Genomic DNA, 25,800 nt, shown 5'->3' with positions numbered 1-25,800 from the left:
AGGGCGGGGAGGCATAAGCCTCCCCGCATCGTTTGTGGAAACTACATGAATATTCTGATCGTTGGGCCCAGTTGGGTCGGTGACATGGTGATGGCACAGACACTGTTCCAGTGCCTGCGCGCTCGCCATCCAGATTGCCAGATCGACGTGCTCGCCCCTGAGTGGAGCCGGCCGATCCTTGAGCGCATGCCCGAAGTGCGCAAGGCCTTGAGCTTTCCGCTCGGCCACGGCGCCCTGGAGCTGGCGACCCGTCGTCGCATCGGCAAATCCATGGCCGGCGAGTACGACCAGGCGATCCTGCTGCCCAATTCGCTCAAGTCGGCGCTGGTGCCGTACTTTGCCGGCATCCCCAAGCGCACCGGCTGGCGCGGCGAATTTCGCTATGTGCTGCTCAACGACGTGCGCACGTTGGACAAAACCCGCTATCCGCTGATGATCGAACGCTTTATGGCGCTGGCGTACGCGCCGGGTGCCGAGTTGCCCAAACCCTATCCGCGCCCGAGCCTGCGGATCGACCCGGTCACCCGCGACGCGGCGCTGGCCAAGTTCGGCCTTAGCCTGGATCGCCCGGTGCTGGCGCTGTGCCCCGGCGCCGAGTTCGGCGAGTCCAAGCGCTGGCCTTCGGAGCATTACGCCAAGGTCGCTGAGATGAAGATCCGCGAAGGCTGGCAAGTGTGGTTGTTCGGCTCGAAGAACGACCACTCGGTGGGCGAGGACATCCGCCAGCGTCTGATCCCGGGCCTGCGCGAAGAGGCGGTGAATCTGAGCGGCGACACCTCGCTGGCCGAGGCGATCGACCTGCTGTCCTGCGCCGATGCGGTGGTGTCCAACGACTCCGGCCTGATGCACGTGGCCGCGGCGCTGAACCGCCCGTTGGTGGCGGTGTATGGGTCCACCTCGCCGGGCTTCACCCCGCCGTTGGCCGACAAAGTGGAAGTGGTGCGCCTGGGGCTCGATTGCAGCCCGTGTTTCGAGCGCACCTGCCGTTTCGGCCACTACAATTGCCTGCGCCAGTTGTTGCCGCAGTCGGTCAGCGAAGCCTTGCAGCGGTTGCAGGGCGACGTGGTCGAGGTTCACTGAGTTGCGGGTACTGGTAGTCAAGACCTCATCCCTGGGCGACGTGATCCACGCCTTGCCGGCACTGACCGATGCGGCGCGGGCGATCCCCGGCATTCAATTCGACTGGGTCGTGGAAGAGGGCTTTGCCGAAATCCCCACCTGGCACCCAGCGGTAGACAAGGTGATCCCGGTGGCGATCCGCCGCTGGCGCAAGAACCTCTGGCAAACCTTCAAGAGCGGTGAATGGCGGCGCTTCAAGCAGCGCATCCAGGCGACCAAGTATGACTTGGTGATTGACGCTCAGGGCCTGTTCAAAAGCGCCTGGCTGACCCGTTACGTACGGGCGCCAGTGGCCGGCTTTGATAAAAACTCCGCCCGTGAACCCATCGCGGCGCGTTTTTACTCCCGACGTCTGGCCGTGGCTCGTGGGCAGCACGCGGTGGAACGCTTGCGTCAGTTGTTCGCCGTGGCCCTGGGTTATGACTTGCCCAAAGGCTTGGGCGACTACGGCCTGAGCGTCGACAAGTTGCTCGGCCTGCCACCGAAAAAGCCCTTCGTGCTACTGCTGCACGGCACCACTTGGGACACCAAGCACTGGCCGGAAGCCTACTGGCGCGAGCTGGCCGAACGCATGGGGCGCCTGGGCGTGGACGTGAAGCTGCCCTGGGGCAACGCCACGGAAAAAGCCCGCGCCGAACGCCTGGCTCAAGGCCTGGCGAACGCCGAAGTATTGCCCAAGTTGAACCTGGCCGGCGTGGCTCGCGTTTTGGCCGGCGCCCGCGCTTGCGTGGCGGTGGATACCGGCCTGGGGCACCTGGCGGCGGCGCTGGATGTGCCGACCATCTCCCTGTTCGGCCCCACCAATCCGGGCCTGACCGGCGCCTACGGCAAGGCGCAGATTCACCTGGCCAGCGATTGGTCCTGCGCGCCGTGCCTGCAAAAACACTGTACCTATCAACCGACGGCCGACGACCTGCGTCGATTCGACATCGCGCGCGAATCGCCCCTGTGCTTCACGCGCCTGAACCCTGAGCGTGTGGCAAGCCGACTGAGCACGTTGTTACTGGCTGAGGAACTGCACTGATGCAACTGGCTTTTGTTCTGTACAAATACTTCCCCTTCGGCGGCCTGCAGCGTGACTTCATGCGCATCGCCCTGGAGTGCCAGCGGCGCGGCCATCAGATTCGCGTCTACACCCTGATCTGGGAGGGCGATATTCCGCCCGGTTTTGAAGTGCTGGTGGCGCCGGTCAAAGCGTTCTTCAACCATCGGCGCAACGAAAAACTCAGTGCCTGGATGGAGGCCGACCTGGCCAAGCGCCCGGTGGACCGTTTGATCGGGTTCAACAAGATGCCCGGCCTGGACGTGTACTACGCTGCCGACGGTTGTTTTGAAGACAAAGCACAGAACCTGCGCCATTCGCTGTACCGCAGTTTTGGTCGTTACCGCCACTTCGCCGAATACGAACGTGCGGTGTTCGCCAAGGACGCCAAGACCGAAATCCTGATGATTTCCGAAGTGCAGCAGCCGCTGTTCATCAAGTACTACGACACCCCGGTGGAGCGCTTTCATCTGCTGCCGCCGGGCATCGCCCAGGACCGTCGCGCACCGCCGAACGCCGCCGAAATCCGCGCAGGGTTCCGCAAGGAATTCAACCTGGGCGAGGACGACCTGCTGCTGGTGCAGATCGGCTCCGGCTTCAAGACCAAGGGCGTCGACCGCAGCCTCAAGGCGCTGGCCGCGTTGCCCTCGGAGCTGAAAAAACGCACGCGTCTGTTTGTAATCGGCCAGGACGACCCCAAAGTATTCCAATTGCAAAGCGCCACATTGGGGCTGGGCGATAACGTGCAGTTTCTTAAAGGGCGCAGCGATATCCCGCGTTTCCTGCTGGGCGCCGACCTGTTGATCCACCCGGCGTATAACGAAAACACCGGCACCGTGCTGCTTGAGGCGCTGGTGGCCGGGTTGCCGGTACTGGTCTCGGCGGTGTGTGGTTATGCCCATTACATTGCCGAGGCCGACAGCGGCCTGGTGCTGGATGAGCCGTTCGAACAGGCTCAGTTGAACCAGTACCTGGCGCGCATGCTGACCGATTCTGCACAGCGCGCGGCCTGGAGCCGCAACGGGTTGGCTTTCGCTGAGACGGCCGACCTCTACAGCATGCCGCAGCACGCTGCGGATGTGATTCTGGCGGAGCCAAAGCCATGAAGTTGATGCTTGCCGAACCCTTCAAGAGCCTCTGGGCCGGACGCGATGCGTTCGCCGAAGTAGAGCGGCTGGAAGGCGAGGTGTACCGCGAACTGGAAGCCCGACGCACCTTGCGCACCGAGGTGGACGGCCGTGGCTACTTTGTGAAGATCCACCGGGGCATCGGCTGGGGTGAGATCGTCAAGAACCTGGTCACCGCCAAGCTGCCGGTGCTCGGCGCCGGGCAGGAATGGCTGGCGATCCAGCGCCTGCAGGAAATCGGCGTGCCGACCATGACCGCCGTGGCCTACGGCGAGCGCGGCAGCAACCCGGCGGACCAGCACTCGTTCATCATCACCGAAGAGCTGGCGCCCACGGTCAGCCTGGAAGACTTCAGCATTGATTGGGTCAAGCAGCCACCGCAGCCGCGCCTCAAGCGCGCGCTGATCGCCGAAGTGGCGCGCATGACCGGCATGATGCATCGCGGCGGGGTGAACCATCGTGACTGCTATATCTGCCACTTCCTGCTGCACACCGACACGCCGATCACGCCTGATCGCTTCAAGTTGTCGGTGATCGACCTGCACCGTGCCCAGACCCGGCCGAAAATCAGCCTGCGCTGGCGCAACAAAGACCTGGCCGCGCTGTACTTCTCGGCGCTGGACATCGGCCTGACCCGTCGCGACAAGCTGCGGTTCCTCAAGGGCTACTTCCAGCAGCCGTTGCGCCAGATCCTGGCCGAAGAAAGCGCTTTGTTGCAGTGGCTGCAAGGCAAGGCCGACAAACTCTACGCGCGTAAACAGCGATACGGGGATGCGCTCTGATGGCGGGCTGGAACCTGGAACCGGCCTATGCCGGCCTGGCGGATGACTTTGGCAGCCTCGACGCGGTGTTCGCCCTGCAAGGCGAGCGGCTGACCCGCGATCCGTTGTCCGAAGTGATCCGGGTAGAGCGCGGTGGGGTCAATTATTACGTCAAGCGCTACGTCGGCGCCGGCAAGGGCTTGCGTCGCTACTTGGGCAAGCCGCGGGTCAAGTCCGAATGGCAGAACCTCAAGCGCTTTGCCAAGTGGGGCATTCCTACTGCCGATGTGGTGGCCTGGGGCTTGGAGCGCAATGGCCTGGCCTATGATCGCGGCGCGATGATCACCCGTGAATTGCCCAAGACCGAAGACTTGTCGGCGCTGGCCGAGCGCAACGACCCCCGCCTGCGCGATCCGCGCTGGGTCGATGGGGTCAGCCGCCAGCTCGCCGAATACACCCGCACCATGCACGATCACCGCTTTACTCATAACGACTTGAAGTGGCGCAACCTGTTGATCGACGACCAGCAGACCCTGTACCTGATCGATTGCCCCAACGGCGATTTCTGGCGCGGGTTCTGGCTCAAGTACCGTATTACCAAGGATCTGGCCTGCCTGGACAAGGTGGCCAAATATCACCTGTCGGCCACTCAGCGCCTGCGGTTCTATCTGCAATACCGTCAGCGCCAGCACCTGAGTGCATCGGACAAACAGCGTATTCGCCATGTGGTGAAGTTTTTTGAGGGGCGCGAATGAGTGATTTTGTGGCGGCTGAAGACCGGGTTTTGTTGGAACGCAACGGTCTGGCCACGTTCGACGCCTTGTGGGCCAAACAGCTCGACGCAGTGGACGAACCGAACACCAGTCGCGGCGGCTGGAGCAGCGTGTTTCGCCTGGAGCTGGAGGGGCAGGGGTATTACCTCAAGCGTCAGAGCAACTACCTGACCCGCAGCCTTCATCGCCCATTGGGCGAGCCGAGTTTCTCCCGCGAGTTTCGCAATATCAGCCGTTACCGCACTTTGGGTATTCCGGCCTTGCAGGCGGCGTTCTATGGCGAACGCAAAGTGGCCGGCGAGTACCGCGCGATGCTGCTGACCCGTGCCCTTGACGGCTGGAACGACTTGGATTCGCTGCTTGAGCAGTGGCCTTCGCTCAGCGATGCCCAGCACCGCGCTATTCTGCGGGCGTGCGGCGAACTGGCGCGCCGGCTGCACGGCGTCGGCCAGGTGCATGGCTGTTTCTACCCCAAGCATATTTTCCTGCAGGCCACCGGCGACGGTTATGCCGCGCAGTTGATCGATCTGGAGAAAACCCGCCCGTTGTTGTTTGGCTGGCGGGATCGGGTCAAGGACCTGGAGCCGTTGCTGCGCCGTTCCCCGCAATGGTCCGACGCACAGGTGCGCCAGCTGCTGGCGGCCTACCTGGACCAACCAGAAGACAGCGCAGAGGTCGCCACTTGGCTGCAACGCCTGACGACCCGGCGCAGCCATAAGGAGAAGCGCTGATGCGTCTGTCGGAGCTGAAAAACGCCGGCCGCACCCCGAGCCTGCCCCTGACCCTGGACCTGGCGGACGCCGCCGGCCCCGGTCAACTGCAACTGTTGAGCCTGTTGCGCGTGTTGCCGGGCGAGCGCTATGTCGGCGCGGCCGTCTGGCGCGGTCGCGCAGTGCTGGCCAAGTTGCTGGTAGGCAGTAAGGCGGCGCGGCATTTTCAGCGTGAGCTCAGCGGTGTTCGCCTGTTGGCCGAACAGGGTCTGACCACGCCGTTGCTGCTCGCCGACGGTTTGCAGCAAGGCGAGGGTGGCTGGTTGCTGTTCGAGTTTATCGAGGGTGCCGAAAGCCTGGCCGATGCCTGGCAGGCGGTCGAAGGTTTGCCGCCCTTGGCTGATGAACAAACCGCGGTGCTCGCCGAAGCACTGGGCGCGATTGCGCAGATGCACGCCAAAGGCTTGTGGCAGGAAGACCTGCACCTGGACAACCTGCTGCGCAAGGACGGCAAGTTGTACCTGATCGATGGCGCCGGAATTCGCGTCGAAGAAGCCGGCAAGCCGCTGTCGCGCAACCGGGTGCTGGAAAACCTCGGGGTGTTTTTTGCGCAATTGCCGAAGAATCTTGAGCCGTTTACCGAAGAGTTGCTGGTGTATTACCTGCTGAGCAACAGCGAACATGCCTTGCCCCTGGAAGCCCTGGAAAAACAAGTACGCAAGGTCAGTGCCTGGCGTTTGAAGGACTTTCTGGAAAAGGTCGGCCGCGAATGCACGCTGTTCAGTGTCGTGCGCGGTGCTTTTGCCTTGCGCGCGATCAGGCGCGAGGAAGTGCCCGCAATGCTGCCGGTGCTGGAGCAGGCCGATGTGTTGCTGGACCAGGGCCATTTGTACAAGACCGGTGGTGCGGCCAGTGTGGCCAAAGTCGAGGTGGCCGGTCGGCCGCTGGTGATCAAGCGTTACAACATCAAAGGCTTCGCCCATTGGCTCAAGCGTTTTTGGCGCCCGAGCCGAGCCTGGCATTCCTGGCGCGAAGGCAATCGCCTGGCCTTCCTCGGCATCGCCACGCCCAAGCCGCTGGCGGTGTTGGAGAAGCGCTTTCTCTGGTTGCGCAGCCGTGCGTACCTGATCACCGAATACCTGCCGGGCCCAGACATCATCGAGCGTTTCGCGCCCTACGTTGAACACGGCGACGCGCCGGAAAATGAATTGCAGGCGCTGGATCATTTATTCGCCGAGCTGATCCGCGAGCGCATCAGCCACGGGGATTTCAAGGGCCATAACCTGTTTTGGCACGAAGACCGTTGGGCCCTGATTGATCTCGACGCGATGTGCCAGCACCGCAGTCTCGCCAGCTTCGCCCCGGCCTACGCCAAGGACCGCGCGCGGTTTATGCGCAACTGGCCGCAGGACAGTGCGTTATATCAACTGATCGACCAGCGGTTGCCCAAGCAACCCAGCTGATCGCTCTGACCATCAGAATTGATACTCGGCGCCGGCGCCGGCGTACCACGAACGGCCAGGCGCGGCTTCGTAGTAGCGGTTGTTGCTGTCGCCGACGATCACCGAACCGACGTACTGACGGTCCAGCAGGTTGTCCAGGCGCAGGGTCTGATGGAAGGTCCAGTGCTCGGCCTTCTGCTCGAAGCGCGCTCGCCAGTTGAACACGCTGTAAGCCGGTGCGGCGCGTTGCTGGTTGGTGTCTTCGACGTAGACCTTGCTGCGGTACAGCCCTTCGATGGCGGTGCTGACCCAGTCTCGCGGTTTCCAGTTCAGCTCGGCAAACAGCGTGGTCTGCGGTACACCGGGGAGGTAGTTACCTTTATCCACGGGGTTGCCGCCGCCCGTGAAGTCGCTGTCGTAGGTGGCTTGCAGGCGCGTATAGGCGAGTTGGGTGCTCCACTGTTGCGTCAGCTGGCTTTCGATGCCCAGCTCGAAGCCACGGCGGAGGGTGCGCCCGGCGTTTTGGTAAGTGGTGCGCCCGCCGCTGGATTGCTGGACCACCAACTCGTCTTCGGTGGTGATCTGGAATACCGCAGCGTTAAGGCGGGTGTCCTCGCCGACCCGTGCTTTCAGGCCCACTTCATATTGCGTACTCACCGATGGCTTGAGCGCGAAATTGAAACCATTTGAACCGCTGGAATACGCCGACTCCGCTTGTGTCGGGGTTTCGAAGCCTTTGCCGGCGCTCACATAACCGTGCAGGTCGGGTGTGAAGGCATACATCACGCTGACCGACGGAGTGTTCTTCTGGTAGGTCTTGCTGCCGCTGTCGTTACCGTCGCTGAGGAAATGGTCATCCACCTCCATCTTCATGGTGCTATGGCGTACGCCGGCTTGCAGAGTCCAGTCGCCCAGCAGCCAGTTGGCTTGTACGAATGGGTCGAGGCTGGTAGCGGTGTCGACTTCATCGCGGCCCAACGCACCTTTGACGCCATGCACGCCGTTGAGGGTGTTGGAATAGCCTTGGCGGTCATCCTCGCTGCGGTCGTAGTCGAGGCCGGCAATCAGGGTCAGGTCGCCCGGGGCGCTGGTGATGGGTTGCAGCCAGTGGATGGAGCCGCCGTAGAACGTGCGGTCGAATGCCACCACACCGCCGCGTGTATTGGCAGGGTTTTTCGCGCCACTGGCGAATTGTCGGGGATCGACAGGTACTGAATCACGCTGCGCCGCCCCGTATACCCATTTACCTGCAATGTCGCATCGCCGAAATACCGTTCGTAATTCATCCCCAATTGCTGATGGTCGATGCTCTTGCGCGTGTTGTACGTGAGTGCGTTGGCGCTCACCGAGCGTGGATCGGCTTTGTAGGCGGCCCACGTCTGCCCTAGCGGATCTTGCGTGCCGTTTTGTTCCAGGCTGCTGTAGATCAGCGCCAGTTTGCTGTCGTCGTCGGGCTGGACATTGAGTTTGGCGAAGGTCTGGTCGCGCCGGGCGCTGCTGTGGTCGCGGTAGCCGTCGGTGTCCATGCGCGAGGCATCCAGCACGAAGCCGGCGCCGTCGGTCGCGCCCTCGGCGCTGAGGTGGTTTTTGCTCAAGCCGTCGCTGCCTACCAGGGTTTCGGCGCCAATGCGCGGTGGGCCTTCGCCGTCGCGGGAGAACATCTGGATCACGCCGCCGGCGTTGCTGCCGTACAGGGTCGCTGCCGGGCCGCGCAGCACTTCGATGCGTTCGGCGGTGTCGAGGTTGAACGTGGCGGCTTGGCCCTGGCCGTCTGGGGTGCTGGCAGGGATGCCGTCGGCGATGAGTTTGAGGCCGCGCACGCCGAACGCCGAACGGGCGCCAAAGCCGCGTGAGGAAATCTGCAGGTCCTGGGCGTAGTTCTGGCGGTTCTGCACCACCAGGCCGGGCACGCGGGCCAGGGCTTCGGAAGCATTGATGCCCAGTTGGCCGTCGCTGATCTGTTCGCGGCTGATGCCGTCCACGGAATACGGCAGCTCAAACGTCGGGCTGGCGCTGCGCGAGCCGGTGACGACGCTGGGGTCGAGGATCAGAACAGTGTCGTCTGCCTGGGCGGTGTCGCACAGGGCAAGCAGGCCGGGCAGCAGCAGGGTAAAGCGGGTGAGGTGGTTCATCAATCGGCCGAAAATCAGTGGCGCTTGGGAAGTAAACGCGCAAAGGGGCGCGAGTTTAGTGAGTCGGGCGATTTTTATCATTCGGGAATCTTCCTACGCGGCTAATCGACGCGTCCGTACTGGGACTTCATGGTGGGCGGTGCTAGCGTGGCTGTTCCTGAGTAAATAGATCAAAGGAGCGGACATGCGGCATCTATCGAGGGTTATCTGGCTGGTTGGGATACTGGCATTGGCCGGTTGCGGCACGATCAACACCGTGTTCCGCCCCGACGCCGTGGCCAGTCAGAATCTCAAGGACTCGCGCAGCCATTGCGAAAACGTGCCGCGCATCTACAGCGGCGTGATGTACGGGTTTTGTACGCTCAACGGTGAACCCAAGCCGGAAAGAAGCCTGAACGATCCAAGCCTGTCGAACAGTAGCGGCAACGCTCTACCGATCATCGCCATCGAATTCCTGGGGTCCGGCGTGCTGGACACCCTGGTCCTGCCTTACACGATCTACCGCCAGAACAAAGACGGCAGCATCGAGATCTACCGCTAGGCCCACTTGCCGCTTGCCGCTAACAGCTTCCCACTGCTTTTACGCTATAATCCCGCCCTTTAGCTGTTTCCCGCCCGCGCGGGAGGCACACTTTTTTCAGGCGCGACCCGCCTGCATGCAGACTAAAAGAGGCTAGACCCCTGTGGCATTGACGATTCTTGGCCTGTCCGGCGCCCTTAGCCATGATCCTTCCGCAGCCCTGTATATCGACGGCAAGCTGATCGCGGCCGCCGAAGAAGAGCGCTTCGTACGCGACAAACATGCAAAGAACCGCATGCCCTACGAATCGGCGAAGTTCTGCCTGGAACAGGCCGGCATCAAGCCTTCCGACGTTGACGTAGTGGCGATTCCGTTCGCCCCGATCAGCCTGTTCGGCGAGGCGCGCTGGCACTACGCCAAGCGTTACTGGTACGCCCCGGACCGCGCCCTCGACGCGATCCTGATGGGCAACCGCCGCTACAAGCGCTACCGCAACAAGATCGTGTGGTGCCTGGAGCAGCTGGGCTTCGATCCGAAGAAGATCAAGATCGAGCCGGTCGAGCACCACCTGGCTCACGCCTCCAGTGCCTATCACTGTTCGGGCTTTCAGGAAAAAACCGCGATTCTTGGCATCGACGGCAAGGGTGAGTACGCCACCACGTTCTTCGGCTACGGCGAGAACGGCAAGATCCACAAAATCAAAGAATTCTACGACCCGGATTCCCTCGGCGGCCTGTACGGCGCGATCACCGAGTTTCTCGGTTTCGAGATGCTCGACGGCGAATTCAAGGTCATGGGCATGGCGCCTTATGGCGATGCCAGCAAATATGATTTCTCGCGTTTGGCTTCCTTTGAAAACGGCGAGCTGGTGATCAACACCGACTACGCCAACGTCATCGGCCTGCGCCGCTACAAAGAGAAGGGCAAGGGCTTCTACTTCTCGCCGAAACTGATCGAGTGGCTGGGGCCCAAGCGCGAAGGCGACATCGCCGACGAGCCGTACATCCACTACGCCGCCAGCATGCAGGCGCTGTTCGAGAAGCTGGCCCTGCAGATGATCGACCATTACCTGGGCGACATCCTCAAGGATACCGGCAAGCTGGCCTTCGCCGGCGGCTGCGCGCTGAACGTCAAACTGAACCAGAAAATCATCGCCCGTGATGACGTGAAAGAGCTGTTCGTGCAGCCTGCGTCCGGCGATGCCGGCACCGCCGTCGGTGCGGCCGCCTATGTATCCCACGCTCGTGGTGTGCCGGTGGAGAAGATGGAACACGTCTACCTCGGCCCGTCCTACAGCAACGAAGATGTGATTGCCGCGTGCGCCAAGCACGAGAGCAAGCCGAACTGGCGCAAGATCGAAAACATGCCCCAGCGCATCGCCAAGATCATGGTCGACGGCAACCCGGTGGCCTGGTTCCAGGGCCGCATGGAGTTTGGCCCGCGTGCGCTGGGCGGTCGTTCGATCATCGGTTGCCCGAGCGCCACCGGCGTGGCCGACCGCATCAACCACCAGATCAAATTCCGCGAGCGTTGGAGGCCTTTCTGCCCGTCGATGCTCGACACCGTGGCCCCGCAAATGATCAAGGTCGATCACCCGGCGCCGTTCATGACCTTCACCTTCGAAGTGGCTGAAGAGTGGAAGACCCGCGTGCCGGAAGTGGTCCATGAAGATGGCACCTCCCGCGCCCAGGTGCTCAAGCGCGAATACAACCCGCGCTATTACGACATGATGAAAGAGCTGGAAGTACTGACCGGCAACGGCGTGTCCCTGAACACCTCGCTCAACCGCCGTGGCGAAGCGATGATCTGCTCGCCGACCGACGCGCTGAACATGTTCTTCGGCTCCGACCTGCAATACCTGATCATGGAAGACATCCTCGTGGTCAAGGACGGTGTGGATCCTTATGACGCTGTGGTCTAAATGCTGAATCGCCTCCAGGCATGGCGTGAACGTGGCGGCTGGCAGCCTGTAGAGGCCGAGGTTTACGCTCAAGCCTGGCAGCGCTTCGGTGGCAGCGTCGCGACCCACCCTCAGGTCGTGGAGCGCTTGGCCGACCTGGCGCGAATTCCGGTGCGTTACCTGGGCTGGCAGCAGGGCGGCGAACTCAAGGGCGCGATAGCCACTTGGGGACGCGACCTCGCCCTGTCCAAAGACGTGCTCAAGCGCAGCGGCAAGAAAGGCCTGTTCGATCTGGGCAATGCCGAGATCATTCTGCCGATTGCCGTTGATGCGCAGCTGCCGGTGCGCCATCGCGGGCGCTATCTGTCGGCCCTGAATCAAGGGCGTGTCAGTACGCTCAAGCCTCAGGTTGAGCAATTGGCCATGGCACGCACCCCTGAAGACTTGTCGAAAAAGTTTCGCTATAACCAGCGCCGCGAATTGCGACTGCTGGAGGAGGCGGGCGGTGTGGTGCGTGCGGTCAGCGAGTTTTCCAGCACCGAATTGGCGGCGATTTATTGCGATCTGTTCCAGCGTCGTTGGGGTTTCCCGGCGACCGGGGCGGAGCGTTTGGCTGACGTGCTGGCGCTGCTCGAAGAGTTTCTGATCGGGTCGGTGCTGTTTCTCAACGATGCGCCGATCGCTGTGCAGTTGGTGTATCGCGTCGAGTCGCCCGAGTGGATCAGCGTTGAGTACGTCAATGGTGGGGTTGACCCCGAAACCCGCGCGTTCAGCCCTGGGAGCGTATTGAGTTTCCTCAACACCCAAAGCGCCTGGGAACAGGCTCGTGCAGTGGATAAGCCGCTGCGTTTTTCGTTCGGCCGCGCCGACCGTGAGTACAAAGAGCGCTGGTGCAACCCGGTGCCGGTGTTCAGCCTATGAGCCGCAAACAGCAACTGCTCAAACGTCATCGGCGCAATAAGCGCATGGTGCTGTTGATTGGCGCGCTGGCGTTGATCGTGTGCGGCGTGCTGGTGGCTTGGTGGCTGCCGCTGATCCTGGCGGTGCTGCTGTGGGTGGCGCATGAAGCCTGGTTTGCCGACCATCTTTTCTATTCGCCCAAGGACGACTACCAATACCGCTTCGCCCCCGACAGCCAGCAGCTGGCGTTAAGCCTGGAGGGCGGACGCCTGGTGCTTCAGGAGACCGTGGAACTGGTCGGTGACGAAACGCTGATCGTCCAGGTACAACTCAAAAGCAACTGGCTGGGCCGCTTTCTGGACCCTGCAGTTGAGCTGTCAGCAAGCGAGCAGCCTGATCGTCAAGCGTTCGAACGCGGTGTGGCTGGCACACGCTACCTCAATCTCACTGGCTCGGCGCAGGCGTTGCTCGGCGGTGAGTTGCGCTTGCGCGGCTGCCATTGTCGGGTGATCGGTCGGCCGGTGCTGTGGGTGTTCCGCCAGCCGGACGCTGCAGGCCAGCGGGTGATGGTGATCGCGCCCCATGCCGACGACGCGGAACTGGCGGCGTTTGGTTTGTATGGCCAGGCGCATGAAAGCTGGATCGTGACCTTGACGGCGGGGGAGATCGAGGCCGAGCACTATCAGCAAATGGGCTTGCCCAAGGCCGAAGCGGCGCAGCTCAAAGGGCGTTTGCGCGCTTGGGACAGTATCGCGGTGCCACGTTGGGCCGGGGTGCCAGAAGCGCAGTGCGTTCAATTGGGGTACTTCTGCCTGCAATTGCCAGCCATGCGCGCTACGCCGGACCAGCCCCAGCCGTCCCGCGAAGCGCAGTTGGACGATACTCGTGTGTTCCGCCAGTTCAACAGCTTGGCACTGCCCAGCGATGTGGATGGCGCTCCGACCTGGAACAACCTGATTGCTGACCTGCGGGAGTTGCTGCTTAAAGCTCGCCCCGAGGTCATCGTCATGCCGACCCCAGTGCTTGACCCGCACCCGGACCACATCTGCGCACATGAAGCCGTCGTGCAAGCCTTGCACGGGCTGGCATGGCAACCGAGCACATTGCTTGGCTATGCCAACCACTTGCATGATAACGACCGCTGGCCCATGGGCGACGCCGGCGCCGGCGTAGCGTTGCCGCCGCAGTTCGACCATGCCCAGGTACTCAAGCCTTACTGCCGGTTACTGAGCCTGAGCCAGCAGCGGGACAAGGCCATGGCATTGGGCATGATGCATGACCTACAGCCGCGCGCACCGTTCAAGCGCCGGGTGCGTCGCCTGTTGCAGCAATGGCTGGCAGGGCGCGGTCCATCGCCTTACGGTGAGAACGAATTTTTCCGTAAGGCCGTACGTCGGCACGAGCTGCTTTGGGTCCTCAAGCAGGACTGAAATTGACCTTTTTCGTCGGACTGCTCACGTGCAGCAGGCCGATTGCCTCATGGAGTGATATGAAACCTCGTTTCAAGGTTTTGCAATTGCAGCCGGACTACAACGTCAAGATCCATGACTTCGCCGATCTCGGTGAGCAGATCGTCAAGTCGTTGCCGGTTGAGCGTTTCGAGGTCACCTCGGCCTTTCTCAGTGGGCGGCCGCAACCGGGCCAGCCGCTGAGCGTGGCTGATCACTCCAAGTATTTCGAGTTTCCGGACAAGGCCCTCAAGGGCATACGTCTGGGCGCGATGTGGCAAATCTACAAATATTGCCGAGAGCAGAAGTTCGACGTGGTCATCTGTAACCGCTTCAAGTCGGTGAACATGATGCTGTCGCTCAACCGATGGTTGAAAATTCCGCTGTGCATCGGCATCTCCCACGGGTTTGGCGAGTATGAACGGGCGTATCGCCGGCGCCAGACGCGTCGGCTGGTGAGTCCGGCCTGGCGTTTTGTCGGGGTGTCGGCGGCGGTCAGTGATTATCTGGTAGGGCTTAATTGCGGCTTTACTCACCAGAACACCACCTTCGTCACCAATGCGATCGACATCCCCCAGGCCGAAGCCTTGCAGCTGCCTCGCGTGCAGGCGCGTGAGGCCCTCGGGCTACCCCAGGATGCGCGCATCATCGGCGCGCTGGGGCGCCTGGTGCCGATCAAAGGGCATACGCATCTGCTGCAGGCTTTCGCTCGTCTCAAGGACAAATACCCTAACGCCCAGGTCGGCATCATCGGCTCTGGCCGTGCCGAGGGCGACCTGCGCGCAGATATCGAGCGCCTCGGCCTCACAGGGCGGGCGCACTTGCTGGGTTTTCGCGAGGATGGTCTGCAATACGTGCGTGCGTTCGATATCTGGACCATGCCTTCATTGATGGAGGGGCTTGGTCTTGCCTTGTTGGAAGGCATGAGCGGGCGCTTGCCGGTCATTGCGTCCAATGGCCCGGCCATGCTGCCGTTGGTGCAAGGGGCGGGCGGTTTGTCCCATGAGCCTGGCAATGTCGAGCAACTGACGGCCGCCCTGGACACTTACCTGGCAATGAGCGACGAACAACTGCGTGCCAAGGGCGAACAGGTATTCCGTTACTTGGAACAAAACCACGCCCTGGCCGAATTCCAACAGAAATACCTGAACCTGATCGACACCGGCTTAAAGGAAGTAGGAAGAGCATGACTCAGCAGCAACCCCTGGTCTCGGTGATTATCGCGTCCTACAACCATGGCCGTTATATCGAAGAGAGCATCCTCAGCGTGCTCGGCCAGACATACCCCAATATCGAGCTGTTGGTGGTGGATGACGGTTCCAAGGACGACAGCGTTGAGCGCATCCGTCGCCTACAGGCCGAGCACGGTTTTGATTTTCAGGTGCAGCAGAACCAGGGGCTGACCGCCACCCTCAATGGCGCCATCGCGCGTGCCAAGGGCAGCCTGATTGCCCCGTTCGGCTCCGACGACATCATGCTGCCGGAGCGCATCGCGATTCAGGTCGCGTACATGCAGGACAAGCCGAAAGTGGGGATCTGCGCCGGCAACATCGAGCTGATCGATGGCGACGGTAATCTGCATCCGGAGAAAAAACAGCGTCGCGATGTGCCGTTTCGCAGCCTGGATTTCGACGACATGTTCATGGATCGCAAACCGTTCCCGCCGGCGCCGACCATGCTGATCCGCCGCGAAGCGCTGGAGGAAGTCGGTGGCTTCGACCCGCTGATCCCGTTGGAAGACCTGCTGATCCAACTGAAGATCACCGCTGCGGGCTACACCATTGATGCCCTTGATGTGGTAATGGCGCGCTATCGGCAACACGCCAGCAACACCTACAAGAATCACCGCTACATGATCCAGAACATCCTCAAGACGTACGCCAAGTTCAGTGATCACCCTGAGTACGACGCGGTGCGTTACAACTTTCTGAACTCGATGTTCCTGAAGACGGCCAACCGTGATCGCGCGTTGGCGCGGGAGATTCTGAAGCAGATCCCGTTGAAGTTCTGGGGGCGCAAGACCTGGCGCGGTCTGGTTCGGTTGTACCTGACGCCGCTCAAAGGCTAAGCGTCGAAGAAGGCGACTATCGGCAACGATAGTCGCCTTTTTTTCAGGCGGCTGGACTCGCCAATTTCAATACATGGGCACGGATTGTTGCGGTGGCGGCCTGCCCCGCAACGGATGCGTAACCCTTGGCCAGTTGCTCAAAGTGTGTCTCGAACAGCCAGGCGCGGTCCTGCGGATAGCGTTGCATGTGCCGCAGGTTGCGTTGTCGCAAGGCGTTGCGCAGCGGCGAAGGGAATATGCGCAGGTCAGCAATGTCGATTAGGCCGAACTCCCCATCATCCATCAGCAACACGTTGCCCTGATGCAATGAACGGAAATACACGCCGCGTTCATGCAGTTGAGCCATGAACTGGCCGAAGCGTTCAATCAGGGATTCGCGCAGGCTGCTGTCCAGGCTTTGAAGCGCCTGGCGCAGAGTCAAACCGGACAGTGGTGAGTAAATGACGGCGCTGCTGCCATCGCTCAGACCATACACGCCAAGAATCTGCGGTGTGGGTATGCCCATGGCGCGCAATTGTTCCGCGTTGCTGGCAAAACGCTCGGAGTAGGGGTTGAAACTGCCCGAGGTGTACCAGCGGCGTGGGCGGAAAACCTTGAGGAAACGCCCATCAGCCAAGCGCAGGACTTTCGGGCCGAGGCCGTCTGCTTCGATGACGTGAGCATCGCTGCACAGTTGCTCGAAGGTTTCGGTTTTCAGGGATTGCACCGGCATGCTCAGTACGCTGCGCCGCCGCTGGGCAACGCTCAAGCCCGCGATGATTGCCAGTGGGATCCAGAGCAGGAACCAGTGCTCCTTGGGGCGGGACAGAATCCCCCCGCCTTCGGTTAGGCCGGCACCAATGCCGTACATCAACAGGGACGAAGCCAGAATAAACAGCGGTTGCGCCCGTTGCTTGAAGCCTTTGAAAAGGCCCCAGGCGAGCATGAAAATCCATGGGATAAAGCCGATGATGCCTACGTAATACAGCACGCCCAAGGCAAAACTGTGGGGTTCGCGCAGCTCGTTGCCATCGGCCAGAGTCAGGTATAGCTCTGAATCGTAGCTGTGGCCGATCCAAGGGTGATCGGCAATGCGTTGCAGGGACATGCTCCACAGCTCAAAGCGGAACGAGCTGCCACGGCTGGTGATCAGCTCCGGATAGATCAGCAACAGACCTGCAGCGCCCACCACCAAGCCCGCAATCAGCAGGGCCGAACGGCGATTGCGGCTGACAAAGGTTATCCACAGGATGGTCAGAGTCAGGGCCACCAGGGGCGTGCGCGAACCGGTTGCAAGGACCGCCGCGGTCATGATCGCCATGGCCGGTACGCTGAACCACAGGACGTGCAAGCGCTGGGTGGTTACGCAGACATACAACCAATAGACGCAGAAGAAACCGAATACATGGGAACTGAGCAGCGGGTTATCCAGGGCGCCGCGGCCGCCGATCATACGCATGCCCGGCTCGAAGCCCTTGATGAATGCCACCAGATTGAACAGGCACACCACCAGTGCGATCACCGCCGCACTGAAGAAAATCGGCTTGAACAGTTCATTGCGGTAATGCAGCAACAGCCCGCAGCCGGCGAACAGCATGAAGGTATGCAGGGGGCGTTTGAACAGGTCGGTGTCAGGGTGTTGCTCCGGGCTCCATAACAGGCTGGTCAACGCCCACGCACAAAACACCAGAAAGGCGATCACCAGCGGCTCGCGCAATAATTCTTTGATTTCCCTGGGGCGCAGGCACAGCAACAGCAAGGTCGGCGCGCTGAAAAGGCCGTAGTAGAACTTGTGCAGCACATTGCGATTGGTCACGAAGAACAGCGAACTCAAAAGCAGCAATAAGCCTATGGGCAGAATCCATAGGACCAGGAAGTCGAAAACGCGATTTGCGCCATAGCTGAGGCGTTTGGAGTGCATACAAAAAGCCATTCCAGAAAGAGAAAGCCGACCATCTTAAAGTAGTGGCTATATAATGTCGCCGGTTGAGGCCGGCTAAGCGTTGGGTCATGCCGGGTGCAAGTACAACAGAGAAGCTGTGCTAAAGTCAGCCTCCTTTTTTAAAACGCCGCGTGATATGACCGACTCCAGTCCGAGCGCAAGCCCTTCGAGCTTGAAAATATATTTCCGCCTGCTCAGCTATGTGAAGCCCTACGCGGGTTTGTTCGCGCTGAGTATCGTCGGATTTCTGATTTTCGCGTCGACTCAGCCGATGCTGGGTTACATCCTCAAATATTTTGTCGATGGCCTTTCCAACCCGGAAGCCGTGCTGTTCCCCAGCGTTCCGTTCCTGCGTGACCTGCAGTTGCTGCAGGCTGTGCCGCTGCTGATCATCCTGATCGCGGCCTGGCAGGGCCTGGGGTCTTTTCTGGGTAACTATCTGTTGGCCAAGGTCTCTCTGGGGCTGGTTCACGACTTGCGGGTGCAGCTGTTCAACAACCTGTTGACGCTGCCCAACCGCTACTTCGACAACCACAACTCCGGGCACCTGATCTCTCGCATCACCTTCAACGTGACCATGGTCACCGGTGCGGCGACAGACGCGATCAAGGTGGTGATCCGCGAAGGCATGACGGTGATCTTCCTGTTCGCCTCCCTGCTGTTCATGAACTGGCGCCTGACGTTGGTGATGATCGCCATCCTGCCGTTGATCGCGGTGATGGTCAGCACGGCCAGCAAAAAATTCCGCAAGCAGAGCAAGAAGATCCAAGTCGCCATGGGCGATGTGACCCATGTGGCTTCTGAGACTATCCAGGGTTACCGCGTCGTGCGCAGCTTCGGCGGCGAGGTCTACGAGGAGAAGCGTTTCCTCAAGGCCAGCCAGAGCAACACCGACAAGCAACTGCGCATGACCCGTACCGGGGCCATCTATACACCGGCGCTGCAACTAGTGATCTATACCGCCATGGCCGTGTTGATGTTCCTGGTGCTGTACCTGCGTGGCGATGCGTCGGCGGGCGATATGGTGGCTTACATCACCTTGGCCGGTCTGTTGCCCAAGCCGATCCGCCAACTGTCGGAAGTCAGCTCGACCATCCAGAAAGGCGTGGCCGGTGCCGAGAGCATTTTCGAACAGCTCGACGAAACACCGGAAGTCGACCGCGGTACTGTCGAGCGTGACAAGGTCAGCGGCCGCCTGGAAGTGCGTCAGCTGAACTTCACTTACCCAGGCACCGATCGCCATGTGCTCAAGGACATCAGCTTTACCGCCGAGCCTGGGCAGATGGTTGCCCTGGTGGGACGTTCCGGCAGCGGCAAATCGACGCTGGCCAGCCTGATCCCGCGTTTCTATCACCATGAAAGCGGTGAAATCCTGCTCGACGGCGTAGAGATCGAAGATTACAAGCTGCTCAACCTGCGCAAGCACATCGCCCAGGTGACTCAGCACGTAACCCTGTTCAGCGACACCGTCACCAACAACATCGCCTACGGCGATTTGGCCGGCGCGCCACGGGCCGATGTTGAAGCGGCGGCGGCGGATGCCTATGCCAAGGACTTCATCGATCAGTTGCCCAAAGGCTTCGATACCCAGGTGGGTGAAAACGGTGTGCTGCTGTCCGGCGGCCAGCGCCAGCGTCTGGCAATTGCCCGTGCCTTGTTGAAGAACGCGCCATTGCTGATTCTGGATGAGGCCACATCGGCCCTCGACACCGAATCGGAGCGGCATATCCAGGGCGCGCTGGACAAAGTCATGCAGGGCCGCACCACCCTGGTGATCGCCCATCGTCTGTCCACCATCGAGAAGGCCGACTTGATTCTGGTGATGGACGACGGTCGGATCGTCGAGCGCGGCACCCATGCCGAGTTGCTGGCCCAGAACGGCTATTACGCCCGTCTGCATGCCATGGGCCTGGATGCCCCGGTCTCGGCGGATATCACTTAAGCCCGCCTGCGCTACGGCTGACGATGGCGGGGGAGTGCGCTCCCTCGCCATACCATCTTCTGTCACACCCCCCACAAGCCTGCTGTAACCCTGTGCTAATATCGCGCCCCTGTTCATTTTGTATGTGGGTTGCTCCATGAAGTTGTCCATGCCGCGATTCGATCAAGCCCCTGTCTTGGTGGTCGGCGATGTCATGCTCGACCGTTACTGGCATGGTGGTACCTCACGGATTTCCCCTGAGGCACCGGTACCGGTAGTCAAGGTCGAGCAAATCGAAGACCGTCCAGGTGGCGCTGCCAACGTTGCCCTTAATATTGCCGCCCTCGGCGCTCCGGCCTCGCTGGTCGGTGTGACCGGCGACGATGAAGCCGCCGACAGCCTGGCCAACAGCCTGCGCGGTGCCGGCGTACGTGCGCTGTTCCAGCGCATCGCCCATCAGCCGACCATCGTCAAGCTGCGGGTCATGAGCCGTCACCAGCAGTTGCTGCGAATCGATTTCGAAGAGCCCTTCGCCACCGACGCCCTGGCCCTCAGCGGTCAGGTCGACGAACTGCTCGAAGGCATAAAGGTGCTGGTGCTGTCCGACTACGGCAAAGGCGCGTTGAAGAACCACCAAATGCTGATCCAGGCCGCCAAAGCCAAGGGCATCCCTGTATTGGCCGACCCCAAGGGCAAGGACTTCTCGATTTATCGAGGTGCCAGCCTGATCACGCCGAATCTCAGCGAGTTCGAAGCTATCGTCGGCGGTTGTGCCGATGAGCACGACTTGGTGAGCAAGGGCGCCACGCTGATGGCCGACCTTGATCTGGGCGCCTTGCTGGTCACCCGTGGCGAGCACGGCATGACCCTGCTGCGCCCGGGCCACCCGGCGATGCACCTGCCGGCGCGTGCCCGTGAAGTGTTCGATGTGACCGGCGCCGGCGACACAGTGATCTCCACCCTGGCCGCCTCCATCGCCGCTGGCGAAGAACTGCCCCACGCGGTGGCCCTGGCCAATCTGGCGGCGGGCATCGTGGTTGGCAAGTTGGGCACCGCGGCCATCAGTGCTCCGGAATTGCGTCGCGCGATCCAGCGTTCCGAAGGCTCGGAGCGCGGTGTGCTGAGCATCGAGCAATTGCTGCTGGCGATTGACGACGCCCGTGCCCACAACGAAAGCATTGTGTTCACCAACGGCTGCTTCGACATCCTCCACGCCGGTCATGTGACGTACCTGGAGCAGGCCCGCGCCCAAGGCGATCGTCTGATCGTCGCGGTCAATGACGATGCGTCGGTCAGCCGTCTGAAGGGCCCCGGCCGTCCGATCAATAGCGTCGACCGGCGCATGGCGGTCCTGGCCGGTTTGGGCGCAGTGGACTGGGTGATCAGCTTCCCTGAAGCGACCCCTGAAAATCTGTTGGCCCAGGTCAAACCCGATGTGCTGGTCAAGGGCGGTGACTACTCCGTCGACCAGGTGGTCGGCGCCGATATCGTCAGCGCCTACGGCGGTACGGTTAAAGTGCTGGGCCTGGTGGAGAACAGCTCGACCACGGCAATCGTCGAGAAGATCCGCAACAATGAATAGGGCTGAACCGTTGGTTTTGATCACCGGAGGCGCGGGCTTTATCGGCTCGCATCTGGTCGATGCACTGCTTGCTAAAGGCTATGCCGTGCGGGTGCTGGATAATCTGTCCACCGGCAAACGCAGCAACCTGCCCCTGGACAATCCGCGCGTGGAGCTGCTCGAAGGCGATGTGGCCGACGCCGAACTGGTTGGTCAGGCTGCCTTCGGCGCGACGGCGGTCGTGCACCTGGCCGCCGTGGCCTCGGTGCAGGCGTCGGTGGACGACCCGGTCAGCACGCACCAGAGCAATTTCGTCGGCACCTTGAATGTGTGCGAAGCCATGCGCAAGGCCGGGGTCAAACGCGTGGTGTTTGCGTCCAGCGCGGCGGTGTATGGCAACAATGGCGAAGGGGCCTCGATCGACGAAGAGACCACCAAGGCGCCGCTGACGCCCTACGCGTCCGACAAGTTGGCCGGCGAATACTACTTTGATTTCTACCGTCGCCAGCATGGTCTGGAGCCGGTGATGTTCCGTTTCTTCAATATCTTCGGGCCGCGTCAGGACCCGTCCTCGCCGTACTCCGGCGTAATCAGCATCTTCTGCGAACGTGCCCAGCAGGGTCTGCCCATCAGCGTGTTCGGCGATGGTGAGCAGACTCGCGATTTCATGTACGTGGAAGACCTGGTGGACGTATTGGTGCAGGCCATCGAAGCGCCGGATGCGCCGCTGGGTGCGATCAACGTGGGCTGGAACCGCACCACCACCCTCAAGCAGGTCTTGCAGGCATTGGAAGAAGCGGTGGGCTCGTTGCCCGCCGTGACTTACGGGCCAGCGCGTTCGGGAGATATCCGACATTCGCGGGCGAACAATCAGCGGCTGCTGGCCAGCTTCACCCTGCCTGAACCCACGCCGCTGAAGGTCGGTTTGCAGCGCCTGCTTAACGGCTGAATCCTGAGGCCAGTACGCTAATTGCTTGATTAGCGGCTGGCCTTTTTCCTCGGCACAATCTTGCCCAGCATCTGCCGCGCCCTGCCAGTCAGGCGTTTGAGTTTCGACTCTTTCTCCGGCTGCGCCAGCCCTTGCTGGCGCAGCCAATCCTTCCAGCGAATCCGCTCTTCTCGCACCACCCAGCCGTCCTGCTGGGCGAAGCTCTCCGCCAGGAACAAGCCCCGTGTGCTGGCGGGGTGCAGTTGGTCTTTCTTGACTGTGTACAACTCGGCCAGTGGTTGACCGTCCTTCAGTGGCATCAGGTACAAGTCCGGGCGTTGACGGTCCAGGCGCGCCACCAGCTGGTCGCCTTCCAGGCGTTCATCCACATGGAACAGGCTCAGGGACTTTGCCTCCTTGGGCACTTCAAGGCGCAGGTCGTAAATCAATTGCAGCGAAGCGGTGGGCAGGTGCACATAAGCCCGTGGGCGTTCGATCAACTGGGTGGTGGCGCAGCGGACCGGGCGCGCGGCGCCGGACAGCGGGCTGAGGCGAAACGGCAGCGCCTCGCGGTAATGCAGGGCGGCGGAGTAGGGCGCCGGCAGCCAGGTATCGTTGAAGCGCCCGCCGAGCCAGCCTTCGGGGGTTTCCAGTAGGCACTCTTCGGCGATTTCCTGGATGGCGGTGTGCAGCGGCAGGTTCAATTCGTGAGCCGGGACGTAGCCGGAAATCAGCTTGAGCACCACGTCGCCCCGGTCCTGGCGGCGCTGGCGCACCAGCACCCAATAATCGCGGTTCTGCCAGTGCAAGGTCAGACGCACCGAGACCCCAAGGTTGGCCAGCTCCACCGCGAAGCGCTCGGCGTCCGGCACATCCACCGGTTTGCGCCGTTGCAGGGTCTGGGCGAAGTTGAGCGGCATGCCGACGCTCTGGTAACTCAGGCCTTCGGGGGTGGCTTCAACGTGCAGCGGCAGTGTCTTGAAGTTGCTGGGGTTTTTTCTTATGAGCGTGCGCGGCATGTCGGCTCCTTCTTGCGACGGGGTCGGCCGCGTGGGCGGCATCAGCGTTGACGAATGACCTGGGCAGCGGTCGCCACGTTATGGGCCAGGTGCAGCGGGTTAATGGTCCCGACAATAGCACTGGCGACGCCCGTTTGCGCAAACAACAACGTGAAACTGGCGCGTATTGGATCCATTCCGGGTTCCAGGCAGACATGGCCGCTGGCCAAGGCTTTTTTGACCAGGATGCCTTTGCCGTGGGCCGCTGCATAATCAATGACGGCTTTCTCGGCCTGTTCGTTCAGATTGTAGGTGACCATCGCGCAGTCGCCTTGCTCCAGGGCCTTCAGGCCACCTTCGACGGTTTTGCCGGAGAAACCGAAACCGCGAATCTTGCCCTCTTGCTTGAGCTGCGCCAGGGTCTGGTACACCTCGCAGTCGTTGAGGATGTGCAAGTCGTTGCCGTCGGAATGCACCAGCACCAGGTCGATAAAATCCGTTTCAAGTCGTTTCAAGCTGCGTTCTATCGACAGGCGCGTATGCGCTGCACTGAAATCGTGACGGGAGACACCCGCTTCGAACTCTTCACCCACCTTGCTGACGATCACCCAGTCCTGGCGCTGACCACGCAACAGCGGCCCCAGGCGTTCTTCACTCATGCCATAGGCCGGCGCGGTGTCGATCAGGTTGATCCCCAGCTCGCGAGCCTGGCGCAACAGCATGCGCGCCTCGTCATCCCCTGGAATCTGAAAGCCGTTGGGGTATTTCACCCCTTGATCGCGCCCCAGTTTTACGGTGCCCAGGCCCAGCGGCGAAACAAGCAGGCCGGTGTTGCCCAGCGGGCGATGCAGGTCGTGCAGGGTCGGCAGGCTCATGGCAACAGGGTCTCCCAGACGGGTACGCCGAGGGGGGGTTTGGGCAATTCCGGCAGCGGTTGCGTGGGGCCTGGCTGGATGCCGTCGCGTTCCAGGCTGTGCAGCACGCGGTCGGCGAAATCCGGCGCCAGGGCCAATTTGGTCGGCCAGCCCACCAGCAGGCGGCCCTGTTCGGCGAGGAAGGCATTGTCGGGACGGCTCAGGCCCGACTGCAGCGGTTCGGCACGGTCGACTCGCAGTGTGGCCCAGCGGGTCTGGTGCATGTCGATCCAGGGCAGTAAATGCGCCAGCTCTTTCTGTGCGGTGGCGATTTGTGCTTCCGGCGTGCGCGCCACGCCGTCGGCCTCGGCGATGTCGCCGCCCATGTACCACACCCATTCGCCATTGGCGGCCGGGTGCGTGGTGATGGTCAGGCGCGGCTTCGTGCCGCCGCCCAGGCAATGGGCATACAGCGGCTTCAGGCCGGGGCCCTTGGCGAGGATCATATGCAGTGGCCGCGTCTGCATGGCCGGCTGGCTCAAGCCCAGGGCGCTGAGCAAGTCGGCAGTGCCGGCGCCCGCGCTCAATACGATGCGTTGGGCGCGAATCTCGCGGCCGTCCACCTTCAGGCCCACCAAGGTGCCGCCGTCCTGCAGCGGTTCGATGTGCTGCCCGGCGAGCAGGCTGTCACCGCCCAGTTGTGCCAGGCGCTCGATCACGCTCGGCACGTCCACCACCAGTTCGGCCAGGCGATAGACCTTGCCTTTGAAGCGCTTGTCTTGCAGAGCTGGCGGCAAATCGTCGCCTTTGACCTGATCCACACGGCCACGCACAGCCTTGCTGGCGAAGAAGCTGGTGAGATTGCCGGCGAGGGTGCCGGGGGACCACAGGTAGTGCGCCTGGGACAGTACGCGCACCCCGGACAGGTCCAGCTCGCCGCTGCCGGCCAGGGCCTCGCGCCAGCGGCGCGGCATGTCGGCGATGGCTTCGGAGGCGCCGGTGAGGGCGCCGTGCAGGGCGTATTTGGCGCCGCCGTGAATGATCCCCTGGGACTTCACACTTTGTCCGCCGCCGAGGGTGGCGCTTTCCACCAGCACCGTGGAAAACCCCTGGCGGCGCAGGCGCGCGTTGAGCCAGAGGCCGGCAACCCCGGCGCCGACAATCAGAACGTCGGTGGAAATAGGCATGCGCGCGGGACCTCTGCGTTGGAAATGGGCGCCTAGTATAGCGCGCTGCGCTGCCTCATCAGTGCGACACGTTGGCCGCGACTCAATGCCCAGCCGTTTTCGAGAACAGCTGAATCACCACCACCCCCAGCACAATCAGGCCCATGCCCAGCATCGCCGGCAGGTCGAGCTTCTGCCCGTAGATAAACAGCGCCGCCACGCTGACCATCACGATCCCCATCCCGGCCCACACGGCATAGGCCACGCCCACCGGCACCGTGCGCACCACCAGGGTCAGCATCCAGAACGCCACGCCGTAGCCGACGATCACCAACAGCAGTGGGATCGGCGTGCTCCAGCCCTTAATGGCTTTCATGGATACCGTGGCGATCACTTCCGAGCAGATGGCGATGGCCAGGTAGCAGTAGGCGGCATTCATAGGTCAATCCTCGGCGTAGGGCGGGTCAATAGGCCGGCATTTTAGCGGCTGCTTAGATGGGGTAAAGTCA

General features: G+C 61.8%; 21 protein-coding genes and 1 pseudogene. 16 read left to right on the top strand and 6 right to left on the bottom strand.

Annotated elements, in window-relative coordinates:
* Positions 1-45: 45 nt before the first annotated feature.
* Genes waaF through K1567_RS13740 form a run of 7 tightly spaced genes read left to right on the top strand, consistent with a single transcriptional unit; the run spans position 46 to position 6,995 of the window.
* Positions 46-1,080, top strand: a complete 1,035-nt coding sequence (gene waaF, locus K1567_RS13770; protein WP_034095554.1) for a lipopolysaccharide heptosyltransferase II — start codon at positions 46-48, stop codon at positions 1,078-1,080.
* 1 nt (position 1,081) lies between these two features.
* Positions 1,082-2,143: a lipopolysaccharide heptosyltransferase I gene (waaC, locus tag K1567_RS13765; RefSeq protein ID WP_034095555.1), complete on the top strand. Its 1,062-nt coding sequence runs from the start codon at positions 1,082-1,084 to the stop codon at positions 2,141-2,143.
* Positions 2,143-3,267 (top strand): glycosyltransferase family 4 protein, encoded by a 1,125-nt coding sequence (locus K1567_RS13760; RefSeq protein ID WP_034095556.1) that lies wholly within the window; start codon positions 2,143-2,145, stop codon positions 3,265-3,267. The genes waaC and K1567_RS13760 overlap by 1 nt, the downstream gene beginning before the upstream one ends.
* Positions 3,264-4,070, top strand: coding sequence for a lipopolysaccharide core heptose(I) kinase RfaP (gene rfaP, locus K1567_RS13755; protein WP_034095557.1), 807 nt, complete (start codon positions 3,264-3,266; stop codon positions 4,068-4,070). The genes K1567_RS13760 and rfaP overlap by 4 nt, the downstream gene beginning before the upstream one ends.
* A complete protein-coding gene (locus K1567_RS13750; RefSeq protein WP_034095558.1) occupies positions 4,070-4,804 on the top strand; it encodes a lipopolysaccharide kinase InaA family protein in 735 nt (244 codons plus the stop codon). Before rfaP ends, K1567_RS13750 begins: the two co-directional genes overlap by 1 nt.
* Positions 4,801-5,553 (top strand): lipopolysaccharide kinase InaA family protein, encoded by a 753-nt coding sequence (locus K1567_RS13745; protein ID WP_034095559.1) that lies wholly within the window; start codon positions 4,801-4,803, stop codon positions 5,551-5,553. Before K1567_RS13750 ends, K1567_RS13745 begins: the two co-directional genes overlap by 4 nt.
* A complete protein-coding gene (locus tag K1567_RS13740; RefSeq protein ID WP_047881423.1) occupies positions 5,553-6,995 on the top strand; it encodes a lipopolysaccharide kinase InaA family protein in 1,443 nt (480 codons plus the stop codon). Before K1567_RS13745 ends, K1567_RS13740 begins: the two co-directional genes overlap by 1 nt.
* Positions 6,996-7,007: 12 nt before the next feature.
* On the opposite strand, the pseudogene K1567_RS13735 reads toward K1567_RS13740, so the two are convergent.
* Positions 7,008-9,106: pseudogene (locus tag K1567_RS13735) on the bottom strand (TonB-dependent receptor family protein).
* Between the two features lie 184 nt (positions 9,107-9,290).
* Between K1567_RS13735 and K1567_RS13730 the strand changes: the two are divergent.
* The 6 genes from K1567_RS13730 to K1567_RS13705 all read left to right on the top strand — a co-directional run bounded on the left by K1567_RS13730 (position 9,291) and on the right by K1567_RS13705 (position 15,942).
* A complete protein-coding gene (locus K1567_RS13730; RefSeq protein WP_034095561.1) occupies positions 9,291-9,647 on the top strand; it encodes a YceK/YidQ family lipoprotein in 357 nt (118 codons plus the stop codon).
* A 142-nt stretch (positions 9,648-9,789) separates the two neighbouring features.
* Positions 9,790-11,547 (top strand): carbamoyltransferase, encoded by a 1,758-nt coding sequence (locus K1567_RS13725; RefSeq protein ID WP_034095562.1) that lies wholly within the window; start codon positions 9,790-9,792, stop codon positions 11,545-11,547.
* The gene (locus K1567_RS13720; RefSeq protein WP_034095563.1) at positions 11,548-12,447 is read left to right on the top strand and encodes an antimicrobial resistance protein Mig-14; all 900 of its coding nucleotides are present in this window, start codon (positions 11,548-11,550) and stop codon (positions 12,445-12,447) included. It begins immediately after the preceding gene.
* A complete protein-coding gene (locus K1567_RS13715; RefSeq protein WP_047881421.1) occupies positions 12,444-13,856 on the top strand; it encodes a PIG-L deacetylase family protein in 1,413 nt (470 codons plus the stop codon). Before K1567_RS13720 ends, K1567_RS13715 begins: the two co-directional genes overlap by 4 nt.
* 59 nt (positions 13,857-13,915) lie before the next feature.
* Positions 13,916-15,064, top strand: a complete 1,149-nt coding sequence (locus K1567_RS13710) for a glycosyltransferase family 4 protein (RefSeq protein ID WP_220698572.1) — start codon at positions 13,916-13,918, stop codon at positions 15,062-15,064.
* A complete protein-coding gene (locus K1567_RS13705) occupies positions 15,061-15,942 on the top strand; it encodes a glycosyltransferase (RefSeq protein ID WP_169902942.1) in 882 nt (293 codons plus the stop codon). Before K1567_RS13710 ends, K1567_RS13705 begins: the two co-directional genes overlap by 4 nt.
* 43 nt (positions 15,943-15,985) lie before the next feature.
* Here the strand turns inward: K1567_RS13705 and K1567_RS13700 are convergent, their stop codons facing one another.
* Positions 15,986-17,842 carry a bifunctional O-antigen ligase/aminoglycoside phosphotransferase family protein gene (locus K1567_RS13700; RefSeq protein WP_047881420.1) on the bottom strand — a complete coding sequence of 619 codons (1,857 nt, stop codon included), beginning with the start codon at positions 17,840-17,842 and terminating at the stop codon, positions 15,986-15,988.
* A gap of 157 nt (positions 17,843-17,999) precedes the next feature.
* On the opposite strand from K1567_RS13700, the gene msbA reads away from it, so the two are divergent.
* From msbA to K1567_RS13685, 3 genes are all read left to right on the top strand, one after another.
* Positions 18,000-19,805 carry a lipid A export permease/ATP-binding protein MsbA gene (gene msbA, locus K1567_RS13695; protein ID WP_034095568.1) on the top strand — a complete coding sequence of 602 codons (1,806 nt, stop codon included), beginning with the start codon at positions 18,000-18,002 and terminating at the stop codon, positions 19,803-19,805.
* 136 nt (positions 19,806-19,941) lie between these two features.
* Positions 19,942-21,366: a bifunctional D-glycero-beta-D-manno-heptose-7-phosphate kinase/D-glycero-beta-D-manno-heptose 1-phosphate adenylyltransferase HldE gene (gene hldE / locus K1567_RS13690; RefSeq protein ID WP_034095569.1), complete on the top strand. Its 1,425-nt coding sequence runs from the start codon at positions 19,942-19,944 to the stop codon at positions 21,364-21,366.
* Positions 21,359-22,294, top strand: a complete 936-nt coding sequence (locus K1567_RS13685; RefSeq protein ID WP_047881419.1) for an NAD-dependent epimerase/dehydratase family protein — start codon at positions 21,359-21,361, stop codon at positions 22,292-22,294. Before hldE ends, K1567_RS13685 begins: the two co-directional genes overlap by 8 nt.
* Positions 22,295-22,323: 29 nt before the next feature.
* On the opposite strand, the gene K1567_RS13680 is transcribed toward K1567_RS13685, so the two are convergent.
* The 4 genes from K1567_RS13680 to K1567_RS13665 all read right to left on the bottom strand — a co-directional run bounded on the left by K1567_RS13680 (position 22,324) and on the right by K1567_RS13665 (position 25,730).
* Positions 22,324-23,292 carry a hypothetical protein gene (locus tag K1567_RS13680; protein WP_034111491.1) on the bottom strand — a complete coding sequence of 323 codons (969 nt, stop codon included), beginning with the start codon at positions 23,290-23,292 and terminating at the stop codon, positions 22,324-22,326.
* Between the two features lie 41 nt (positions 23,293-23,333).
* Positions 23,334-24,146 carry an aldo/keto reductase gene (locus tag K1567_RS13675; protein ID WP_034111492.1) on the bottom strand — a complete coding sequence of 271 codons (813 nt, stop codon included), beginning with the start codon at positions 24,144-24,146 and terminating at the stop codon, positions 23,334-23,336.
* A complete protein-coding gene (locus tag K1567_RS13670; protein WP_047881418.1) occupies positions 24,143-25,312 on the bottom strand; it encodes an FAD-binding oxidoreductase in 1,170 nt (389 codons plus the stop codon). The genes K1567_RS13675 and K1567_RS13670 overlap by 4 nt, the downstream gene beginning before the upstream one ends.
* An 82-nt stretch (positions 25,313-25,394) precedes the next feature.
* Positions 25,395-25,730 (bottom strand): multidrug efflux SMR transporter, encoded by a 336-nt coding sequence (locus K1567_RS13665; RefSeq protein ID WP_034095574.1) that lies wholly within the window; start codon positions 25,728-25,730, stop codon positions 25,395-25,397.
* Positions 25,731-25,800 lie beyond the last annotated feature (70 nt).

Source organism: Pseudomonas sp. S5F11 (assembly GCF_019641515.1).
Taxonomy (GTDB): domain Bacteria; phylum Pseudomonadota; class Gammaproteobacteria; order Pseudomonadales; family Pseudomonadaceae; genus Aquipseudomonas; species Aquipseudomonas rhodesiae.
This window is presented reverse-complemented; position numbering and strand designations above follow the sequence as displayed.